This window comes from Providencia sp. PROV_01, assembly GCF_053098325.1.
In genome coordinates this window covers 3,283,714-3,302,681 of the sequence record NZ_JBRFKD010000002.1, presented here as the reverse complement: position 1 = coordinate 3,302,681, position 18,968 = coordinate 3,283,714, and the positions used below count along the sequence as shown (strand labels likewise).

Sequence of the window (18,968 nt, the reverse complement as noted above, 5' to 3'; positions counted from 1 at the left end):
TTATGACTGAAATAAGAGAACCGCGTAAAAGCGTCAAAGCGGCTGCACGCCAAAAATATATTGTTGGCGAACAAGCGAGTAAAAATATTGAGCAAGTGCTCAATGAATATCAAACAAATCTATTAGGCTTATCTGAGAATGAGGCGATGGACCGCCTAGTGACTGAAGGTGAGAATGAAGTTGCTCATGAAAAAGCCCCTCCAGCATGGAAGCAACTACTCACTTCCTTTAAAAATCCATTTATATTCGTACTGATTATATTAGCAGTTGTTAGTTTTTTTACGGATTATGTTATTCCCGAACGTCAAGGTGAAGAAACAGACTTAACCGGGGTGATTATTATTGTCACTATGGTTTTACTGAGTGGATTTTTGCGTTTTTGGCAAGAATATCGTACCAATAAAGCTGCGGAAGCATTGAAATCTTTAGTTCGAACGACAGCTACGGTATTTCGTCGCGACAATAAAACGGGACGTTCAGTTCGAAAAGAGGTGCCGATTAAATGCTTAGTACCTGGGGATATTGTGTTGTTATCCGCAGGAGATATGGTTCCTGCTGATTTAAAGCTAGTCGAATCAAGAGATTTGTTTATCAGCCAAGCGATTCTAACAGGGGAGTCTATACCCGTTGAAAAATATGACACATTGGGTGACGTTTCAGCCAAAAGTTTAGATCCCGTATCGCCAACAGAAAATGAATTATTAGAGATTTCAAATATTTGTTTAATGGGAACCAATGTTACCAGCGGTACAGCACGTGGAATTGTGGTGGCAACCGGCGGAAAAACCTATTTAGGCTCGTTGGCTAAATCCATTGTGGGGAGCCGTGCGCAAACATCATTTGATCGTGGTGTGAATAGCGTAAGTTGGTTATTGATTCGTTTTATGTTAGTCATGGTACCAATTGTCTTACTTATCAATGGGTTTACAAAAGGTGATTGGTTCGAAGCAACATTATTCTCACTGGCGGTTGCTGTGGGGTTAACACCCGAAATGTTACCGATGATTGTTAGCTCCAATTTAGCCAAAGGTGCAATTGCCATGTCAAAACACAAGGTGATTGTCAAAAGATTAAATGCTATCCAAAACTTTGGTGCAATGGATGTGCTGTGTACCGATAAAACGGGAACTTTAACGCAAGATCGTATTATTTTAGAACATTATTTAGACAGTAATGGGCAGAAAAATAGTAAAATCTTGCAACTGGCTTGGCTAAATAGCTTCCATCAAAGTGGCGCTAAGAACATGATGGATCAGGCAATTATTCGTCGTGGTAGAGGGAACAGTGAAGTTGAGAAGCTAAAAGGATTTCAAAAAATTGATGAATTACCCTTTGATTTTATTCGGCGTAAATTGTCAGTGACAGTACGAACACCAGAAGGTGAAGCCCTACTTATTTGTAAAGGCGCCGCTGAGGAAATGTTAGCTGTTTGCCAAAGCTATCAACAAGATGGTGAGCTTCATTTACTTGATAACCAAGCAAGAGCAACAATTACTGAGCTAGTGAGTGACTATAACAGACAAGGATTTCGTGTATTACTACTCGCAACTCGCCGTTTGAATGATGCTGAAGCCAGCTTACCGCTTTCAACTCAAGCTGAGCATCAGTTAGAACTACAAGGCATTTTAACTTTTCTTGACCCAGCAAAAGAAAGCGCAATTTCAGCCATTGCAGCGCTACGTGAAAATGGTGTTACGGTGAAGGTGTTGACGGGTGATAATGCGATTATTACCGAAAAAATTTGTCGTGATGTTGGTCTAAATATCAGTGAAATCATGACTGGTCTGGAAATTGAGGCTTTGACGGACGAAGAGCTCGGTCAGAAAGTTGAGCAGGTTTCAGTTTTTTGTAAATTAACACCCTTGCAAAAATCCCGTATTTTAAAGCGGTTACAAGCAAATGGGCATACAGTTGGCTTTCTTGGTGATGGGATTAACGATGCACCGGCATTACGTGATGCTGATGTGGGAATTTCAGTTGATACAGGGACGGACATTGCTAAGGAATCTGCGGATATTATCTTACTTGAAAAAGATTTAATGGTATTAGAGCAGGGGGTGATTAAAGGACGTGAAACTTTCGGCAATATTATTAAATACTTAAATATGACAGCGAGCTCTAACTTCGGTAACGTATTTTCTGTATTGATTGCCAGTGCATTTATTCCCTTCCTACCGATGTTAGCCATTCATTTGCTCGTTCAAAACTTGCTGTATGATATTTCCCAGCTTGCATTACCCTGGGATAAAATGGATAAAGAGTTTTTAAAACGACCTCGTAAATGGGATGCAAAAAATATTGGCCGCTTTATGCTTTGGATTGGGCCAACGTCATCTATTTTTGATATCACGACTTTTGCGCTAATGTGGTACGTGTTCCAAGCAAATAGTGTTGCTCATGAAGCGTTGTTCCAATCCGGTTGGTTTGTTGAAGGGTTACTCTCTCAGACGCTAGTTGTTCATATGTTAAGAACACAAAAAATCCCCTTTATACAAAGCACAGCTGCGCTACCTGTTATGTTAACGACAGGGTTAATTATGGCTCTCGGGCTATATATTCCATTTTCTTCATTTGGTGAAATGATAGGATTACAACCGTTGCCAATAGAATATTTCCCATGGCTAGCTCTGACATTAGTGAGCTATTGTGTTGTCGCTCAACTGATGAAGCAGTTTTATATTAAACGTTTTGGCACATGGCTATAATATATTGTTAAGTCAGGAAAAAAAAAAACCAAGGATGGTTCTTCTTTTCTGTGCGCAATAAAAAGAGCCACCAGTGTGGCTCTTGTTGATCTACAGAATAAAGAAGAATAGGGCTTATTGCAGGCCTAAAGCAGCTTTCATCTGTTTCATTGCATCAATACCTTGTTGGCAAGCTTTATCTTGCTGATCCTTAGGCAGTGCAGCAACTTGTTTTTTACCTTCTTCCAGCTGACCTTTCATTGCATCTAACTGAGTTTTTGCTTGCGGGTTTTCTGAAGCTTTAGCAATTAAGCTATCAACTTCAGCGAAGTAAGCGTTACAAGTTTCAGTTGCACCAGCAACTTCGCCTTTTTTCTCTTCTTCCGAACAAGCAGTGATTGTCAGTGCCAATAAACCCATACCACAAGCTAAAATCAACTTTTTCATAATCAACCTTATTAAAATTATTTATTTATATAGCAAATTGAGTATATAAGAGATGTTTTTAATATCAAACGTGACAAATCCTAAAATAATATCTTAGCTAATTAATTAAGTTTCAATTTAATTAGGCTATCATATTTCATTTCAGGATGTTTACATTACATAATTTTGTAACTATAACTAAATTGTTTTTTATCATGTTGTTATGGGATGCCTTTGACTATTTTACGCTTATCTAGGGTGATGAATAGACGGATGAAGTGATTGAAGCTTGAGATAAAAAGTTAAAGGTTTATTAGGAGAAGGAAAAATGGTTGTCTAATTTTAATAAACATATTTTTTGACGATAATTATGTTTCAACTCGCAAGATAGAATAATGCGTTATGCGTGAATTTACCTATATAAGATTTTGAAATATTGTTATAACATTTTTTTATACACAATTAAAATTATTAAAAAATCGTTTATTTGTAACAAAATATTTACGGTTGAATGATAAATTTTTACTATGAAATATTTATAGAATTAATGGCTGTTCATTTAAGATGCAATTATAGATGTGAAAAGTGAGCTACTTCACAAATTTAAGAAGAAAACCTTTGTATCAGTATAAGTTTGATTTTTAAATTAAATTTTCTTTGTACGAAGATGAAATTATCAGGTAAAGTCTTTGTTTTTAAGCGAACTAATAAGTAAATATCGCTTAACTTATGGTTAATGATAGGTGTACAGGGTTAACGACAATTAAGTTAATTTTGTTGACGCTAACTCAAATTCATACCAAAATTGATTCACCGTAGAAATTCGCCAAAGAGCGAGATACGGGTTAGAATGTTTTTAACAAAGGGCGATACCTTTTCTTACTGTACATTTTTAGAATGATTAGTTCTCTAAAGGTAAAGTAAGAATATATGATATGGGTTCACCATATCACAATGCAACATAGCAAATAATATATTAATGCTATGGGCATACAATGTATGTAACCTGATTTATTTGGTTACAATTTTATATTTAGACTTACACACAGGGCTTTACCATTATGTCTGCTTCTATTGTAAAGAAACGGCCTCTGAGTCGTTACATCAAAGATTTTAAACACAGCCAAACTCATTGTGCACATTGTCACAAGACCCTTGATCGCATCTCTTTAGTTTTCAACGATGACATCTTAAATAAAGAAGCTATCGCTGATATGACTGAATTGGTTGATGAAGGTACCTGGGGGGAGCTGCAAGATAAATTTACTGCACTTTGTCGTTTTTGTAGTGAAATTTATTGCAATAGTAATACTGATTATTTTGATATTATGTCATTTAAACAGTATTTATTCTTACAGACTGAGATGAGCCATAGTACTGTTCGTGAATATGTTGTTCGTTTACGACGTTTAGATGAGCTGTTATCTTCTTCTAATTTTTCTATGAAAGAATTTACTGCAAGTAAAGTTCAAGAAGAGTTAAGTGAAAAAATGACAGACTCTGCATTTAGCAATTACAATATTGCATTACGTAAATATGAACAATATTTATTCTGGGAATCTGAAAAGTGCAATAATTAGAATGACATACTGAAAATAAGCATCGTTATTTTCATTGTTGTTTTTAAACAATGGTGTCCTCGTGGGCACCTTTTATGTTTCTAGCAGTAAATATATGAGATAGCACTTATCTGATAGGAACCGCGACTGTTATTCTTATGAGATAAGTGTATTTTTAAATAAACACATTGTGATGGATGGCCTGATCCTCATAAACTGCGAGGTCAGGCCTTTTGTTTATTACCCGATCGTCATTAAGCTAGCATTACCACCTGCAGCCGCGGTATTGACACTCAATGAGCGCTCATGAAGTAAGCGTTCAGTCAGCAGATTAGTTTCACCTCGTTCAAAGCCTTGTACTGAAATAATAGGCCCTTTACGTTGTGCAACCGCTGCACAAACCTCTTTTAACTGATCGCTGTCACCATGGTAAATAACCCCTTCGATTGGCTCTTTAGATTCTATCCAGTTTTTAGTTAGCGATATGGTTTTTCTCACTTTTTCAGGTAGTGACTTAAATAGCTTCTGATGAAGTTCGCTATCTGGCCATAACACCTGACAACCCGCAGAAAGCACCGCTGTTAACTGAGTTAAACAATCTTGTTCATTATCGCTAAGGCATAAAATCAAACCACGTGGGCGCAAGGTATAGGTATTCCTTTCTCCCGTTGGACCGGGCAACACACGAGTGGTTCCTGTCTGACTATGGCGTGTAAATAGCTCAATAACGGAGGGGGAAATAACCGAATTTTGTTTTTCAGACCATTGAGTAAGTGCTTCAAATGGCTCGAGTAATACGGTTCGGGCACTGGCATCCATCGGTAAATGGCTATCTTGTCTCTCTAAAGTGTTTGAAACCGCGTTATCTGGGCGTTCGCTTAATAAACGATAGAGGTATAGTGGCCCGCCTGCTTTAGGCCCAGTTCCAGATAAACCTTCACCACCAAAAGGTTGCACACCAACAACGGCACCAACCATATTTCGGTTTACGTACAGATTACCTACTTTAGCTTTTGAAACAACTTGGTTGATAGTTTCATCGATACGAGTGTGAACACCAAGTGTCAGCCCATAACCCGCAGCGTTAATTTGTTCAACGAGTGCTTCTAGCTCATCTCGTTTAAAACGTACAACGTGCAGAACAGGGCCAAAGATCTCTTTTTTCAGCTCACTAACATCATCAAGTTCTATCAATGTCGGCTTAACATAGGTTCCTTCCATTTGTTCTTGTTGATCATCATGATTTTCAAATGCGGCTTGGAAGACGACTTTCCCTTTGCTGCGCATTTTTTGAATATGTTGATCGATATTTTCTTTTGCTTCACGGTCAATCACCGGGCCAATATCAGTTGATAAATGTTCTGGATTCCCCATGCGGCACTCTTCCATTGCGCCTTTTAACATACGAATCGTTCTATCTGCGACATCTTCTTGGATGCATAGAATGCGCAGTGCTGAACAACGCTGACCTGCGCTATCAAATGCAGATGCGACAACATCAATGACAACCTGTTCTGTTAATGCAGAAGAATCAACGATCATTGCATTTAATCCGCCCGTTTCTGCAATCAGCGGGGTTGGTCGGCCCTGTGCATCTAAGCGTCCAGCGATATTACGTTGAAGTAATCCTGCAACTTCAGTTGACCCCGTAAACATGACTCCACGAACACGGCTATCACCAACGAGTTGGGCACCAATCGTTTCACCTTTACCCGGTAAAAATTGCAGTACATCGCGTGGAATACCCGCTTGATGCAAAATGGAAACCGCAATAGCACCGATTAATGGTGTTTGTTCTGCCGGCTTCGCGAGTACGGTATTTCCTGCCGCGAGAGCAGCTGCAATTTGGCCTGAAAATATTGCTAACGGGAAGTTCCATGGACTAATACAGACCACAGGCCCTAAAGGACGGTGCGTATTGTTATCAAAATCATTCTTGACTTGAGTTGCATAGTAATTAAGAAAATCTACCGCTTCCCTAACTTCCGCAATTGCATTGTTGTAGGTCTTACCCGCTTCACGAACTAAAATATCTAATAGTGGCTGTAACTGTTGCTCCATAAGGTCAGCGGCTCGTAATAAGATAGCTGCTCGTTCAGAAGGCGGAGTTGCGAACCAGATAGTACCCGCATCGTTAGCGGTATTTAATGCATGTTCAGCTTCTTGTTCTGTTGTTTCACGAACATGGCCAACTATATCTTTATTACAGGCAGGGTTTATAATTGGTGTTGCTTCAGGTAACGTTTGCGAAGCTTGGAAATTGCCCCCTAACAGCGGTTCTGCTATTTTTTGATGCATACCTGCACTCAGTAGGGCACTTGATAAGGAAGCGAGTCGATGTTCGTTTGATAGGTCAAGCCCCATCGAATTTACTCGTTCTTGGCCGTATAAATCACGTGGTAACGGAATTTTTGGATGCGGTAAGCCAATTTGACCTTCAGTTTTAGACAGTTCTAAGACATCTTTAACTGGGTCAGCAACTAATTCATCTAGCGGAATAGTGGCATCAGCAATACGGTTTACAAATGAAGTATTTGCACCATTTTCTAATAATCGACGCACCAGATAGGCAAGTAGTGTTTCGTGAGTACCGACAGGTGCATAAATACGGCAAGGGCGGTTTAGTTTGCCATCAGCGACTTTACCAACCACCTGTTCATAAAGTGGTTCACCCATTCCATGTAGACATTGGAATTCATATTGGCCTGGGTAGTAGTTTTTACCTGCAATTTGGTAGATAGCAGAGAGAGTATGTGCGTTGTGCGTTGCAAACTGCGGGTAAATTAAATTGGGAACCGACAACAGTTTTCGTGCACAGGCAATGTAAGAAACGTCAGTATACACTTTACGCGTATAAACTGGGTAACCTTCTAGCCCATCCATTTGCGCGCGCTTGATTTCACTGTCCCAATAAGCCCCTTTTACCAGACGGATCATTAAACGACGTTGGCTGCGTTCAGCTAAATTTATGATTGAGTCAATCACAAATGGGCAGCGTTTTTGATAGGCCTGGATAACAAAGCCAATCCCATTCCACCCCGCGAGTTGTGGTTCAAAACAGAGTTTTTCTAGTAAATCTAAAGAGATTTCTAAGCGGTCGGCTTCTTCTGCGTCAATATTAATCCCTATATCGTATTGATGCGCTTGTAATACTAGGGATAACAGGCGTGGATAAAGCTCTTCCATTACGCGAGAGTATTGTGCACGGCTATAACGTGGATGTAATGCTGATAGCTTAATTGAAATACCAGGGCCTTCATAAATACCGCGGCCATTTGATGCTTTACCAATCGCGTGGATAGCTTGTTGGTAAGACACCATGTAATCTTGTGCATCTTTTTCCGTTAATGCGGCTTCGCCCAGCATGTCGTAGGAATAGCGGAAGCCTTTATCTTCGAGTTTTCGTGCGTTAGCGAGCGCTTGGGAAATAGTTTCGCCAGTAACAAATTGCTCTCCCATAAGGCGCATCGCCATATCAACGCCTTTGCGTACCAGCGGTTCACCACTTTTACTAATGATGCGATTAAGTGAGGTTGAGAGTTTAGCTTCATTATGCGTAGAAACTAGCTTACCCGTAAATAGCAGACCCCAAGTCGCGGCATTGACAAACATTGAGCTACTTTGGCCAAGGTGTGATTGCCAATTCCCATTGCTAATTTTATCGCGGATGAGCGCATCTCGAGTTGCTTTATCAGGAATGCGCAGTAAGGCCTCTGCGAGACACATTAATGCGACACCTTCTTGAGATGAAAGTGAAAATTCTTGGAGTAGACCTTGAACTAAACCTGAGCGGCCGATGCCATTTTTTTGATTGCGTAGTTTTTCAGCTATTGAATAAGCTAATTTATGAGCGGCTTCAGCTTGTTCTGTAGGGAGCTGTGCTTGCTGTAACAACATTGGCACGGCTTGTGTTTCAGGAATTCGGTAAGCAGAAGTAATTGCAGAGCGTTTTACAGATTGTGGTAAAATGTGCTCTGCGAAATCTAAGAATGGTTGATAGTTAGATTCAACGGTGGTGTCTTCATCAGAAGTTTGATTTTCTTTTACATCGATACCCGGTGAGAGCTCTGGAAAGGCTTGGCCATTATCGAGTTGTTCTAGGTAATTATAAATAGCTTGTTTGATAAGCCAATGTGATGTGCGGTCAAGACGCTGAGCGGCATTTTTAATGCGTTCACGAGTTGCTTCATCAAGTCTCACACCCATAGTTGTAGTGCTACTCATCTTAATTCCTCTAGGTCACGAGTCATTTTAATCAAAAAGTTACACCACATTATCTTAATGTTGCAACTTTGTGCAACATTGTTACGTGTAATTTCTGAAAGAAATGTGAAACATATCGAGTTTTTTGAGTTCTAATAATTTCAATTAAATTGGTATTCATTTATTTGTTATATTTTACATGTAGTTATATTTATCATCTTTAGATGAGGCGATTAAACATCTGATTGTGAATTTAAGTTTAAATTTTAACATTTGTGATATGGATTCTATTTATGCAATAAAAAATAGTTAATTTCTTGTTAATTTAATACGACTCTGTCTAGGATGTGGCAGTTAAGATATTAAGTTAGTGCAACACAAACAATCACAACCTATTTGGTGTTTGCGCAGATAAATTAAATATGTGCAATAAAGTGCAACACCATGAAGTTACAAGTTATCAGCGGTCACTTATAAAGATAACTAATAATTTTAAAGCTACTCAATGGAGAAAACAGGATGACTGTAAGCACTCCGATGATCATTATGTTCGTCGTATACATTACTGGCATGTTATTAATTGGTTATATGGCCTATCGCTCAACGAAAAACTTTGACGACTATATTCTGGGTGGGAGAAGTTTAGGCAGTGTTGTAACTGCATTGTCTGCTGGTGCCTCAGATATGAGCGGTTGGTTACTCATGGGGTTACCAGGTGCGATTTTCTTGGCCGGGATTTCTGAAAGTTGGATTGCTATCGGTTTGAGTCTCGGTGCATATCTTAACTGGTTATTTGTTGCTGGGCGTTTACGTGTCCAAACAGAAAAAAATAATAATGCGTTAACATTACCGGACTACTTTACTAGCCGTTTTGAGGATAACAGTAAGATTTTACGTATTATTTCTGCTGTTGTTATTTTAGTTTTCTTTACGATTTATTGTGCGTCAGGTGTGGTCGCAGGTGGCTTGTTATTTGAAAGCACATTTAATATGAGCTATGAGAAGGCGATGTGGTTAGGTGCACTCGCGACGATTGCTTACACTTTTCTAGGTGGCTTTTTAGCCGTGAGTTGGACCGATACTGTTCAAGCTTCATTAATGATCTTCGCATTGATTCTTACACCTATTGTTGTGATCCTTTCTTTAGGGGGAATTGATACCTCTATTGAAGTGATCAAAGCTAAGAATCCTGAATATCTTGATATGTTTAAAGACATGAATATCATCGCAATTCTGTCATTATTAGGTTGGGGATTAGGCTATTTTGGGCAACCTCACATTTTAGCACGTTTTATGGCAGCAGACTCTGCTCGTACTATTCGTTCTGCTCGACGTATAAGTATGACATGGATGGTGTTATGCCTAGGTGGAACGATTGCGGTTGGCTTCTTTGGTATCGCTTATTTTGAAAATAATCCGGCTTTAGCGGGTTCGGTCATGCAAAATAATGAGCGTATATTCATGGAGTTAACGGGGCTTTTGTTTAACCCATGGATCGCTGGTATTTTATTATCAGCCATACTAGCCGCGGTAATGAGTACGTTAAGTTGCCAATTATTAGTTTGTGCGAGTGCGCTAACGGAAGACTTGTATAAGCCTTTTATTCGTAAGAGTGCTAGCCAAAAAGAGTTAGTATGGGTCGGGCGTTTTATGGTGTTGTTAGTCGCTGCAATTGCCATTTACATTGCTCGTGATCCAAATAATAAAGTTTTGGCATTAGTGAGTAATGCATGGGCTGGTTTCGGTGCAGCGTTTGGTCCTGTTGTTTTAATCTCTGTAATGTGGAAACGAATGACGCGTACGGGCGCACTCGCAGGAATGTTAGTTGGTGCAGTGACAGTACTCGTTTGGATAAAATACAAATGGTTTGATTTGTACGAGATCATCCCAGGTTTCTTATTAGCAACAATCGCGATTGTTGTTGTCAGCTTGATAACTAAAGCACCAAGTGCAGCTGCGCAGGCTCGTTTTGATGAAGCCGAGGCAGAATATAAAGCAAGTTAATCGAGCGAGTTTATAAACTAAAAAGGCCGAGTAACAATACTGTTATTCGGCCTTTTTGCTTATTTTTCATTAATGGTTCTTTTTGCGCTTAGCGAATTGGTAACCAATGAAGAGCAAAATAAACCAAACTGGTGTTGCTATTAAGGCTTGTCTTGTATCGTGCTGAAATGCCAATAAAACAACCATAAAGGCAAAAAAGGCGAGGCTTAACCACGACATCACAATACCCGCAGGCATTTTATAATGGGATGCTTTGTGCATCTCAGGTCGCTTTTTACGGAAATTTAAATAGCTATATAAAATCATGCTCCAAATAAACATGAAAAGAATTGCAGACACGGTTGTGACTAGTGTGAATGCATGCATGATATCAGGAATAAAATAGATCAGAACAATACCAAAACTGAGGCAGATACAGGTAAAAATTAACCCAGTAGCGGGTACGGCTTTTTTCGATAATTGGCTGAACTGTTTTGGTGCATCCCCTTCTTTTGAAAGCCCAAAAAGCATTCGACTGGTGGAAAATACACCACTATTTGCAGAAGAAGCTGCAGAAGTTAAAACGACAAAGTTAACAATACTTGCTGCTGCAGGTAAGCTTATCAGGACAAACATTTCTACAAATGGGCTTTTATCGGCCAATATGGTTCGCCATGGGGTAACTGCCATAATCACAATTAAAGATAACACATAGAATGCAATGATCCGGATAGGTATCGCGTTGATAGCTTTCGGTAAAGATTTTTCTGGATCGCGTGTTTCAGCGGCTGCCGTTCCGACTAATTCAATCCCAACAAACGCAAAAATAGCAATTTGGAAGCCAGCAAAGAAGCCGCTGATCCCCATCGGAAACATTCCACCATCATTCCAGATGTTGCTTAAAGATGCCGTATGACCCGTAGGGGATTGAAAATTCATGGCAATTAGTGTGCCACCTACTGCAATGAGAGCCACTATGGCAACAATCTTTATCATAGCGAACCAAAATTCGAGCTCACCGAAAAGCCTGACAGAAACCAGGTTGAGTGTTAATAAGGTGACTACGCAGATAAATGAGGTTACCCATTCAGGAAAATCAGGAACCCAAAAGCTCACATAGGCTGTTATGGCAATGATATCGGCAATACCTGTGATAACCCAGCAAAACCAGTATGTCCAACCGACAAAGAAACCTGCCCATGGGCCGATAAGGTCAGCAGAAAAATCACTGAATGATTTGTAGTCCAGATTAGAAAGTAGCAGTTCACCCATTGCGCGCATCACAAAAAATAGCACAAAGCCGATTATCATATACACAAAGATAATTGATGGGCCCGCAAGTGAAATGGTTTTACCAGAACCCATAAATAAGCCTGTACCAATTGCGCCACCAATAGCAATAAGTTGTATATGGCGGTTACTAAGACTACGTTTTAGCTGATTACGATCAGCGTTGGGTTGTGTTGATAGTGAATTCGCATTTTCTTCCATACTAAAGATGTCCGTAGTGGTTTGTGATAATTAGCCACAGTCTTTTTTATAATTTTGTGGTTATGTTTGCGTGAAATATTGTGACACAAATCTCAATTAGAGTAAGGAAAAGTTATCTTGTTAGAAACGAAGTGATGTTTATTCAAGCGATAGTTTTCTTAAATTTTACATTCGTAACTTTAAATTAACTTAGATAATAAAAATAGCAGAATCATATTGACTGTAGCAATTGTTAGGCGTTAAATAATTTGTATCGGGTTGTTAGCTCAGTTGGCAGAGTAGGTGACTCTTAATCATTAGGTCGGGGGTTCGAGCCCCCCACAACCCACCAAAATTAAACTTTAATATCAGTATGATAAGCCACTTTATAGACGGTGGCTTTTTTGTGTCTAGTAGTCATTGTCCCTTTTTTGTCCCCTGAGATTTTTCACTACCATTGATTATTTTCGTGACATGTCACAACTATTTTTATTTTGTCTAAAGTATGTCACGCTAATTTCCCCAAATAATTTTCCAGTTCATTTCAGTTTTTCAATTCCTCTCAAGCCGCATGGTTGCTGGCTTTCTGAAATTATACGGTTGATATCGCGATCCAATAAAACTCACGTAAAATAGAAAATATTTATATATTTCATTGTGTTGTGTTTTTAACGCGATCCGCTTTGTGATCCAAAAACTGAAATCTATTGAAATTCTTTTCACACATTTCAGTTTGAGATTTTTGTCAACTCCCTAGTACTGGCGCGGCTTGGCGATATGTTTTGTAGAATTTTAAAACTGAAATAATTTTTAGATCCAAATTGTGCAGGCGGGTGCGGTGTAGTGCGTTTTACGTGGTGAAATCTTTTCTTTCGTGGGCGCTGTGACTCGCTAGCGCAATGCAGTAAGTGCGATCCATTTTATTTATTGTGTGGTATGGTTGGGTGATTGGTGCGCTCTGAGTTGCGCTCAGGCTGCTATATTGGACGCATAAAAAAGCCCACACTCGGTGGGCAAATGGTGGACGATAACTTTACTTACCAATGACGGGAGAATACTTTTCATTCAAGGTGTCTGACTTGGTGCCAGTACCTTTAATCGCTTGCGCGTTTAATGGTGCGCCTGTATTGCTGTGAGTGTGTGCTGCTGTCAATTCTGCTAATTCTTTCACTACATCAAGTGTGTCTATCATTAGCTGTGCGACGTTGATTTGCTGGCTACCTATCCAAACAACAGGGGCAATAATTTGTTGCTGTGCGCCTGCGATACTTTGTTTTATTTGTCCAACTTTCTCTATCAGCTTTTGTCCCACGGTGATAGTTGAGTTTTGTCCAATATCAAGTGTCATGTCTTTTTCAATACTGGCGACATAATTTGATGATGTGGCGATTGAGTAGTCACCCTCAGATAATTGCTGTATAGCGCCCGCTAGTAATTTTCGTGTACCTAGAACGGTTAATGTGTCGCTGGCCTGTACTGTGGTTTCCCTCGCGACCAGTTCGCGCTGTTCTTTGTCCGCTTTGATAATACGTAACATTGACGCTTCATTAATGCTTTGGTCAGTTTCACGGTTCCAACTACCATCTTGTGTGACACGCTGAAAAACTTCTTTGCGCTGTTGCTGCAATTGCTCCCCTGGTTGTATGTCCGGTAGGGTATTATTTTGACTGAGCGTTTGCCGGATAAAGGGTTTATCTGGCCTGCCGCCTTCAAAAGCAATTTCGACTAATGTTCCCTCGGGTGGAAATTGAAACATACCGCTTTCACCGCCTGCCATTGGTAGTGGTAAAGGTACCGCTTTGTAAGTTGGTGCGGCTGATTCGTTACCGTCACTATCCAGCAATTGCACGTCAACGGCATATTTCGGTCTGAATGGGTCAGAAATATCACCGGCACTAACTGACTCGCTTGGTGATTCAATTCGCGCGAATTTTGGTAAATGTAAACCTGCGGATAATTCGGGGTAAGCCTTATCAATTTGTTTTTGAATTGGGCTCTTATTTTCGGCTTTCCCTGTCAATGGATTTGCGGCTGTCCAGTAGAGCGTAATATCATCATTTTCAAGCTGAATTTTATTAACCCGCTGATTATTTACCACGGTTCCGGCACGTAAATCGTGGATTAATGGATAAGTGGCGCTGTTACCTGCAGATTGATTCTTTGAAAATTCTGCGGGGATTTCGTGGCTATCGGATTTAAACATCGAATCAACCCAACTGCCGACAAAAACTTTACCATCGGGCATTTGATACCACACATAATCAGTGATACTAAAAACTACGCCTAAATTAGTTAGTAGCTGATATCCGGTACCGTTGTGGGTGAAATGAGGAATAGGCGTATTGATGTATTTTGCATCGGGTAAAATAAACGTTAATCCGCTATTTTCCTGTAAGTAGTCGGTGATGGTTTTTAATGTTGGGTGCTGAAATGAACATGGCCACATTTTATCAAACAGGCCAACGAGCTCACGAACAAATAATTTTTGAAAGCCATTATCGGCAGGTTGTGAGCGTTCAACGTATCCCGTGAAATACCGATACAGTGAATCGGTGTACCCCGTATCAAAGCGCACTAATTTACCTGTGTAATCATCTTCTGTCTCAACCGTCAAAAAACCACGACCACACGCCGATAGTTCAAGCATGATTTTAGCATCCACAATATGGACTTCATCATTGGATAAATAACAGCGGCTAATGGGTTTCATTATTATTTATTCCCTAAATCATCAATCGGTTTCAAAACCGTACTTTCAAACCAACTTAATTCGTCTTTTTCTTCTTTTGACTCTGCCGTCGGTGCTTTCGGATTGCCCGTTTGTTTTTTCGCTTTGACTTGTGCTGCGGCTCTGGCGTCTTTTTTCTCCGATACGGATAAATGCTCTCGCAACGTGAATGTGACTTGCCACGCCATCTGCCCATCAATTTCACTGGCATCAAGATTGTTGGTAAAAGTACCAATGCGAAAATTAATCGCTTTTGCGGTGTGGTTTGCCACCCGATAACGTTTTAACTTTCCGTTTTCGGTGGCTCTTGCTAACGTAAATAGTCGCGTGAGTATTTTTTCATCAATAAAATTAATCACACCCGTGATGCGCAACTCTTGCGGCTTAATGCCTTGCTCCGCTACGGATGTGCTGGACGTTTGACCGGACTGGTCTTTATCTTGAAATTGAATAGACGAATTAACTTTGATGTTTTTCAGCGGAATAGCTTCACCATCAAGGGCGAGCGTGATTGTCGGGTTCTGTGCTGTTGATTGATTTTGTTGGATCATGAAGCATTCCTTTTAGTGGTGCCAGTTCACTTCCTGCAAACAGTGTAGCCAATGTAAAAATGGCATCTGGCTCAGGGATATCTTTTTGTAGCCGTTCCGCTAAATAATCGCCTGTACCTTTGCCCGTAAAACTCCAAATAACCACGGATTTTCCGAGTAACTCCGTGAGTTTATTGCCAATCTCTTTAAGTGCGTTCTCTCTTGCTGATTTAAAGCCAGACATAGCAGATTTCATGGCATCAATACCGCTTGCGCTGCCTGCGCTATTTTTCGCCTGTTCTATCAATTGAGCATTAATTGTTGCTCGACTTGTTGATGTTGATAGTGCCTGCGGCTTAGGTAAGCCGCCAAATTGTTTGCCCGGCAATTGCATTTTGGTGACTTGCAGATTAGCCGCTGTTTTTGCCATGCGTTCCACTTGTGAGAAAACTGGCAATGGAAACACAGACGAAAACACTTGTAACAATGACATAAATTCTACCTGCGATTTAGCGCATACCATCATGACAACAATGTCAGTTTCACCCGCCCCTGCCAATTTCTTTGCAATATGATTAATGGCATTCGTTGGGCTTAAATAGCAGCCTGTATCGGTTTTTTGCCCAAGCCCGTAAATAAACGGATGTGCAGGCACCATCGAACAAGTTAGCCCCGACATGGTCGGGGACATTTTCATCAGACTTTTACGCCACTTTGGGTGTATTACGGTTTCACTGGCCATTCGATATCCGGTGCAGTAGATGTATCAACGCGATTGAGATAAACACGGTATATTTTCCATGCTTTCAATTTTGTTTCGTAATCGTCATCATCAAGACCGACTTCAATGGCATCTTGCAAATACGTGATAGTGCTATTCGCTTCATCTAATCGCTGTGCTTTTTCTTGTTCAGCCTGCGCGACTAAAGCCGCTTTTTGTGCATCGGTATCTGTTACCCACTTTTTACCATTCCACTTATCAAATTCTGTTTTTGGTGTTAACAATGTTAAATCGCTGGGCAGGTCACCAATAAAGTCAATTTCAATAGGTTGGCGTGTTTCCGTGCTGTAAGCTGTTTTTTTGCGGTAGTCAGGAACGTGTAACCATGATTTTTCGTCGTCACTGCGAATAATTGCAATACCTGATTTGGTTGGAAGGTCTGGCTTATCTAAATAAGCATCTGCAACAACAGAACCACCAAAAGGGACATTGTCTAATGATGCTCGAACATATTCACGGGTCATTGAATCGCAAAGGTAGACTTCTACCCATCCCGCGATAGTTGCTAAACCTTGTTCATCCAATTGCGCTTTTTGAATTTCAGTTGAATATCTCATTATTTCATTCTCGTTATTAAAATTTTAGCTACGTTTTTCATGCGTGTTTCGTTTGCTGTGCGGGCTACGAGAGATACATCGAACGTTAAATCCCTAGGAGCAAATGAAACTCTCCCACCCTCCGCCGAGGCCGCTTTTTGTTCTCCCATCTTTAATACGCCTTCGCCAGCACCACCCGATAAAGATTGCCCAATTAAGTCAACTTTACCCGTGAATTTCTGCAGTGCATCTTCTTGGTATGTTGCAACCTTACGACCTGCATCTATTCCTCTTCCATTGTCAGCGACTCGTATTGCATACCCCCTATCGTCTGGTAGCTTTAAATCAGGGAATATCTTTGCAGCTTCTGGATACTCAATCTCAGAAAATGAACGCCCCTCATTAGCCCAGAAGTTGCTAGGAATTGGCGCAGATGTATTCCAAAGAATTGATGACCCAATTGGACAGACTGCATTAATTGCATCCGTTACCGCTTTTTGATTCATTATTTTTTGTGTTGAACTTCCAACATCATTTGCTAAATGATTGACAGACAATGTATCTTCTGGAGCTGGCATCCAACCACTTTTTAAGTATTTCCCATTTTCGTCATATACAGCAGTAAATATTGCGCCATCACTTCCAACGGATAGCAAAATTGCAGCATCGCTAGTACTTGATTTAACTCTGATGCCTTTCATTTTTTTATATAGGTCATTATTAACATTGATTGCACCAGAAAACTCTGACGGTGGCACATTGTTAAATTCTTTTGCGGCATTAAATTTACTTGCTAACCCTATGTTTAGTTCATTATTACTGGCTTTTTCTTTCATCATCCGAGTGATGAAATCTTGAGAAACAACGCTCTCAATATCCTCCCCAAATTCATTTTTTATTTGATTTTTATCAAATTTTTTCCCTAATAAAACCTCAACTTCTTGTTTGCTAATTGCACTATCATAATCTAATAGCCATCCGCTTTTTATAAAGTTACCATTGCTTCCGTAAACTGCTGTGAATATGGCACCATTATCCCCAACAGCAAGTAAAATCGCACTATCATCATGATTTGATTTTACTCTTATCCCTTTCATTTTTTTATATAATTCGCCAGTAGATTCCATCGCCCCAGAATATTTCCCAGATGGATGGGGGACAGTAGCGCTTGAAAGGACGCCATTAAATTTCTTATTAACCTCTTGATTTAATAGATTAATATCTTGGTCGCTTAACGCGCCTATTGGGCGTAAATCTTTTACGCTCCCTGATGCGTCAATGCTGGCAATAGCAAACACCTGATGCATAAATCCAGCCGCATCAACATAATTATTTAATGTTGGTGCTGATGTAATTTTAACAACCGTGTTCCATTTGCTAATAATGTTTCCTTGATAACTAAAATCAGCGTAAATTTTAGTATTGCGCAAGCCATTTAAAATCTGGTTTTGTGCCAGCTCGCCACGTAAGCCGCCGACATAACCCAAACCTTTTTTGACGGTAAATTGTTCACCACTGCGCGTAACTTCAAAACCATCATTAAAGAATGCCGCCGCGCCGTAACTATCAATATTAATCAGGCGTTGCATTTCATCAATGCCCGACAAACGTGCAGTAAAATCAATTTGCCATGTTTCGGCAGTAGTCGTGATTTGAGTTTCTTTTGCTGCCCCTTGAAATTCCAATAAAAACGAACGGGTTAACACGTTCCCTTGTTGGCCATTTTGTGTTTTTAATTTCTTTTGGGTCGGGGCGTGGGTAATCATTGCAACCGTGCCAGATGCTTTATTTAATAAGCCTATCCAGTTGAAATCAAAATTACCAACTTCCGTACCCATCGTGACACTATAGGCCACGGCGTTTTCGCTGGCTAAACCTGCTTTATTGACCGCTTGACGGTGAACAATTTGATTTGCAGGGGGTAATTTTTCGTTTCGGTCAATGGGTTTGGTTGGGTCTAAATTCGGCACATTAGCGAACACGAATTCATCCAACAATACGGCCTTACCGCTTGCCGCTTCTTGGGCTTTCCAATTTTCGAAAGCAGTAGTAATAACTGATGCCATGA

General features: G+C 40.1%; 11 protein-coding genes and 1 tRNA gene. 4 read left to right on the top strand and 8 right to left on the bottom strand.

The features are described from left to right. Positions 1-2: 2 nt before the first annotated feature. Positions 3-2,705, top strand: a complete 2,703-nt coding sequence (mgtA, locus tag ACU696_RS16215; protein WP_004909805.1) for a magnesium-translocating P-type ATPase — start codon at positions 3-5, stop codon at positions 2,703-2,705. Positions 2,706-2,819: 114 nt separating this feature from the next. Here mgtA and ACU696_RS16210 read toward each other — a convergent pair whose 3' ends face one another. Continuing rightward, on the bottom strand, positions 2,820-3,131 hold the full coding sequence (locus ACU696_RS16210; RefSeq protein ID WP_004909809.1) for a DUF5339 domain-containing protein: 312 nt from the start codon (positions 3,129-3,131) through the stop codon (positions 2,820-2,822). 1,040 nt (positions 3,132-4,171) lie between these two features. Here ACU696_RS16210 and fliZ point away from each other — a divergent pair. Continuing rightward, positions 4,172-4,690, top strand: a complete 519-nt coding sequence (fliZ, locus tag ACU696_RS16205; protein WP_004255757.1) for a flagella biosynthesis regulatory protein FliZ — start codon at positions 4,172-4,174, stop codon at positions 4,688-4,690. A 219-nt stretch (positions 4,691-4,909) separates the two neighbouring features. Here fliZ and putA read toward each other — a convergent pair whose 3' ends face one another. Beyond that, the gene (gene putA / locus ACU696_RS16200) at positions 4,910-8,893 is read right to left on the bottom strand and encodes a trifunctional transcriptional regulator/proline dehydrogenase/L-glutamate gamma-semialdehyde dehydrogenase (RefSeq protein WP_240105806.1); all 3,984 of its coding nucleotides are present in this window, start codon (positions 8,891-8,893) and stop codon (positions 4,910-4,912) included. Between the two features lie 498 nt (positions 8,894-9,391). Here putA and putP point away from each other — a divergent pair, with 498 nt between their 5' ends. Beyond that, a complete protein-coding gene (gene putP, locus ACU696_RS16195) occupies positions 9,392-10,876 on the top strand; it encodes a sodium/proline symporter PutP (protein WP_164528956.1) in 1,485 nt (494 codons plus the stop codon). A gap of 69 nt (positions 10,877-10,945) precedes the next feature. Here putP and cycA read toward each other — a convergent pair whose 3' ends face one another. Continuing rightward, entirely contained in the window at positions 10,946-12,346 is a 1,401-nt protein-coding gene (gene cycA, locus ACU696_RS16190) for a D-serine/D-alanine/glycine transporter (protein ID WP_004909817.1), read from the bottom strand. A 255-nt stretch (positions 12,347-12,601) separates the two neighbouring features. Between cycA and ACU696_RS16185 the strand changes: the two genes are divergently transcribed. After that, positions 12,602-12,677 (top strand) — tRNA-Lys (locus ACU696_RS16185). A 681-nt stretch (positions 12,678-13,358) separates the two neighbouring features. Here the strand turns inward: ACU696_RS16185 and ACU696_RS16180 are convergent. The 5 genes from ACU696_RS16180 to ACU696_RS16160 are packed head-to-tail and all read right to left on the bottom strand — an operon-like array spanning position 13,359 to position 18,966. Further along, a complete protein-coding gene (locus ACU696_RS16180) occupies positions 13,359-15,035 on the bottom strand; it encodes a hypothetical protein (protein WP_447343200.1) in 1,677 nt (558 codons plus the stop codon). A 2-nt stretch (positions 15,036-15,037) separates the two neighbouring features. Next, positions 15,038-15,604, bottom strand: a complete 567-nt coding sequence (locus ACU696_RS16175; protein WP_447343199.1) for a baseplate complex protein — start codon at positions 15,602-15,604, stop codon at positions 15,038-15,040. Then, positions 15,549-16,325, bottom strand: coding sequence for a hypothetical protein (locus ACU696_RS16170; RefSeq protein ID WP_447343198.1), 777 nt, complete (start codon positions 16,323-16,325; stop codon positions 15,549-15,551). The genes ACU696_RS16175 and ACU696_RS16170 overlap by 56 nt, the downstream gene beginning before the upstream one ends. Then, complete coding sequence (locus ACU696_RS16165) at positions 16,307-16,921, bottom strand: tail fiber assembly protein (protein WP_447343197.1); 615 nt, start codon at positions 16,919-16,921, stop codon at positions 16,307-16,309. The genes ACU696_RS16170 and ACU696_RS16165 overlap by 19 nt, the downstream gene beginning before the upstream one ends. After that, complete coding sequence (locus ACU696_RS16160) at positions 16,921-18,966, bottom strand: phage tail-collar fiber domain-containing protein (protein ID WP_447343196.1); 2,046 nt, start codon at positions 18,964-18,966, stop codon at positions 16,921-16,923. Before ACU696_RS16160 ends, ACU696_RS16165 begins: the two co-directional genes overlap by 1 nt. Positions 18,967-18,968 lie beyond the last annotated feature (2 nt).

Excerpts from the sequence above, each read along its gene's own strand:
- ACU696_RS16160 (WP_447343196.1), bottom strand. The coding sequence starts at position 18,966 with ATGGCATCAGTTATTACTACTGCTTTCGAAAATTGGAAAGCCCAAGAA.
- ACU696_RS16180 (WP_447343200.1), bottom strand. The coding sequence starts at position 15,035 with ATGAAACCCATTAGCCGCTGTTATTTATCCAATGATGAAGTCCATATT.
- putP (WP_164528956.1), top strand. The coding sequence starts at position 9,392 with ATGACTGTAAGCACTCCGATGATCATTATGTTCGTCGTATACATTACT.
- mgtA (WP_004909805.1), top strand. The coding sequence starts at position 3 with ATGACTGAAATAAGAGAACCGCGTAAAAGCGTCAAAGCGGCTGCACGC.
- ACU696_RS16165 (WP_447343197.1), bottom strand. The coding sequence starts at position 16,921 with ATGAGATATTCAACTGAAATTCAAAAAGCGCAATTGGATGAACAAGGT.
- ACU696_RS16175 (WP_447343199.1), bottom strand. The coding sequence starts at position 15,604 with ATGATCCAACAAAATCAATCAACAGCACAGAACCCGACAATCACGCTC.
- cycA (WP_004909817.1), bottom strand. The coding sequence starts at position 12,346 with ATGGAAGAAAATGCGAATTCACTATCAACACAACCCAACGCTGATCGT.
- ACU696_RS16210 (WP_004909809.1), bottom strand. The coding sequence starts at position 3,131 with ATGAAAAAGTTGATTTTAGCTTGTGGTATGGGTTTATTGGCACTGACA.
- ACU696_RS16170 (WP_447343198.1), bottom strand. The coding sequence starts at position 16,325 with ATGGCCAGTGAAACCGTAATACACCCAAAGTGGCGTAAAAGTCTGATG.
- putA (WP_240105806.1), bottom strand. The coding sequence starts at position 8,893 with ATGAGTAGCACTACAACTATGGGTGTGAGACTTGATGAAGCAACTCGT.
- fliZ (WP_004255757.1), top strand. The coding sequence starts at position 4,172 with ATGTCTGCTTCTATTGTAAAGAAACGGCCTCTGAGTCGTTACATCAAA.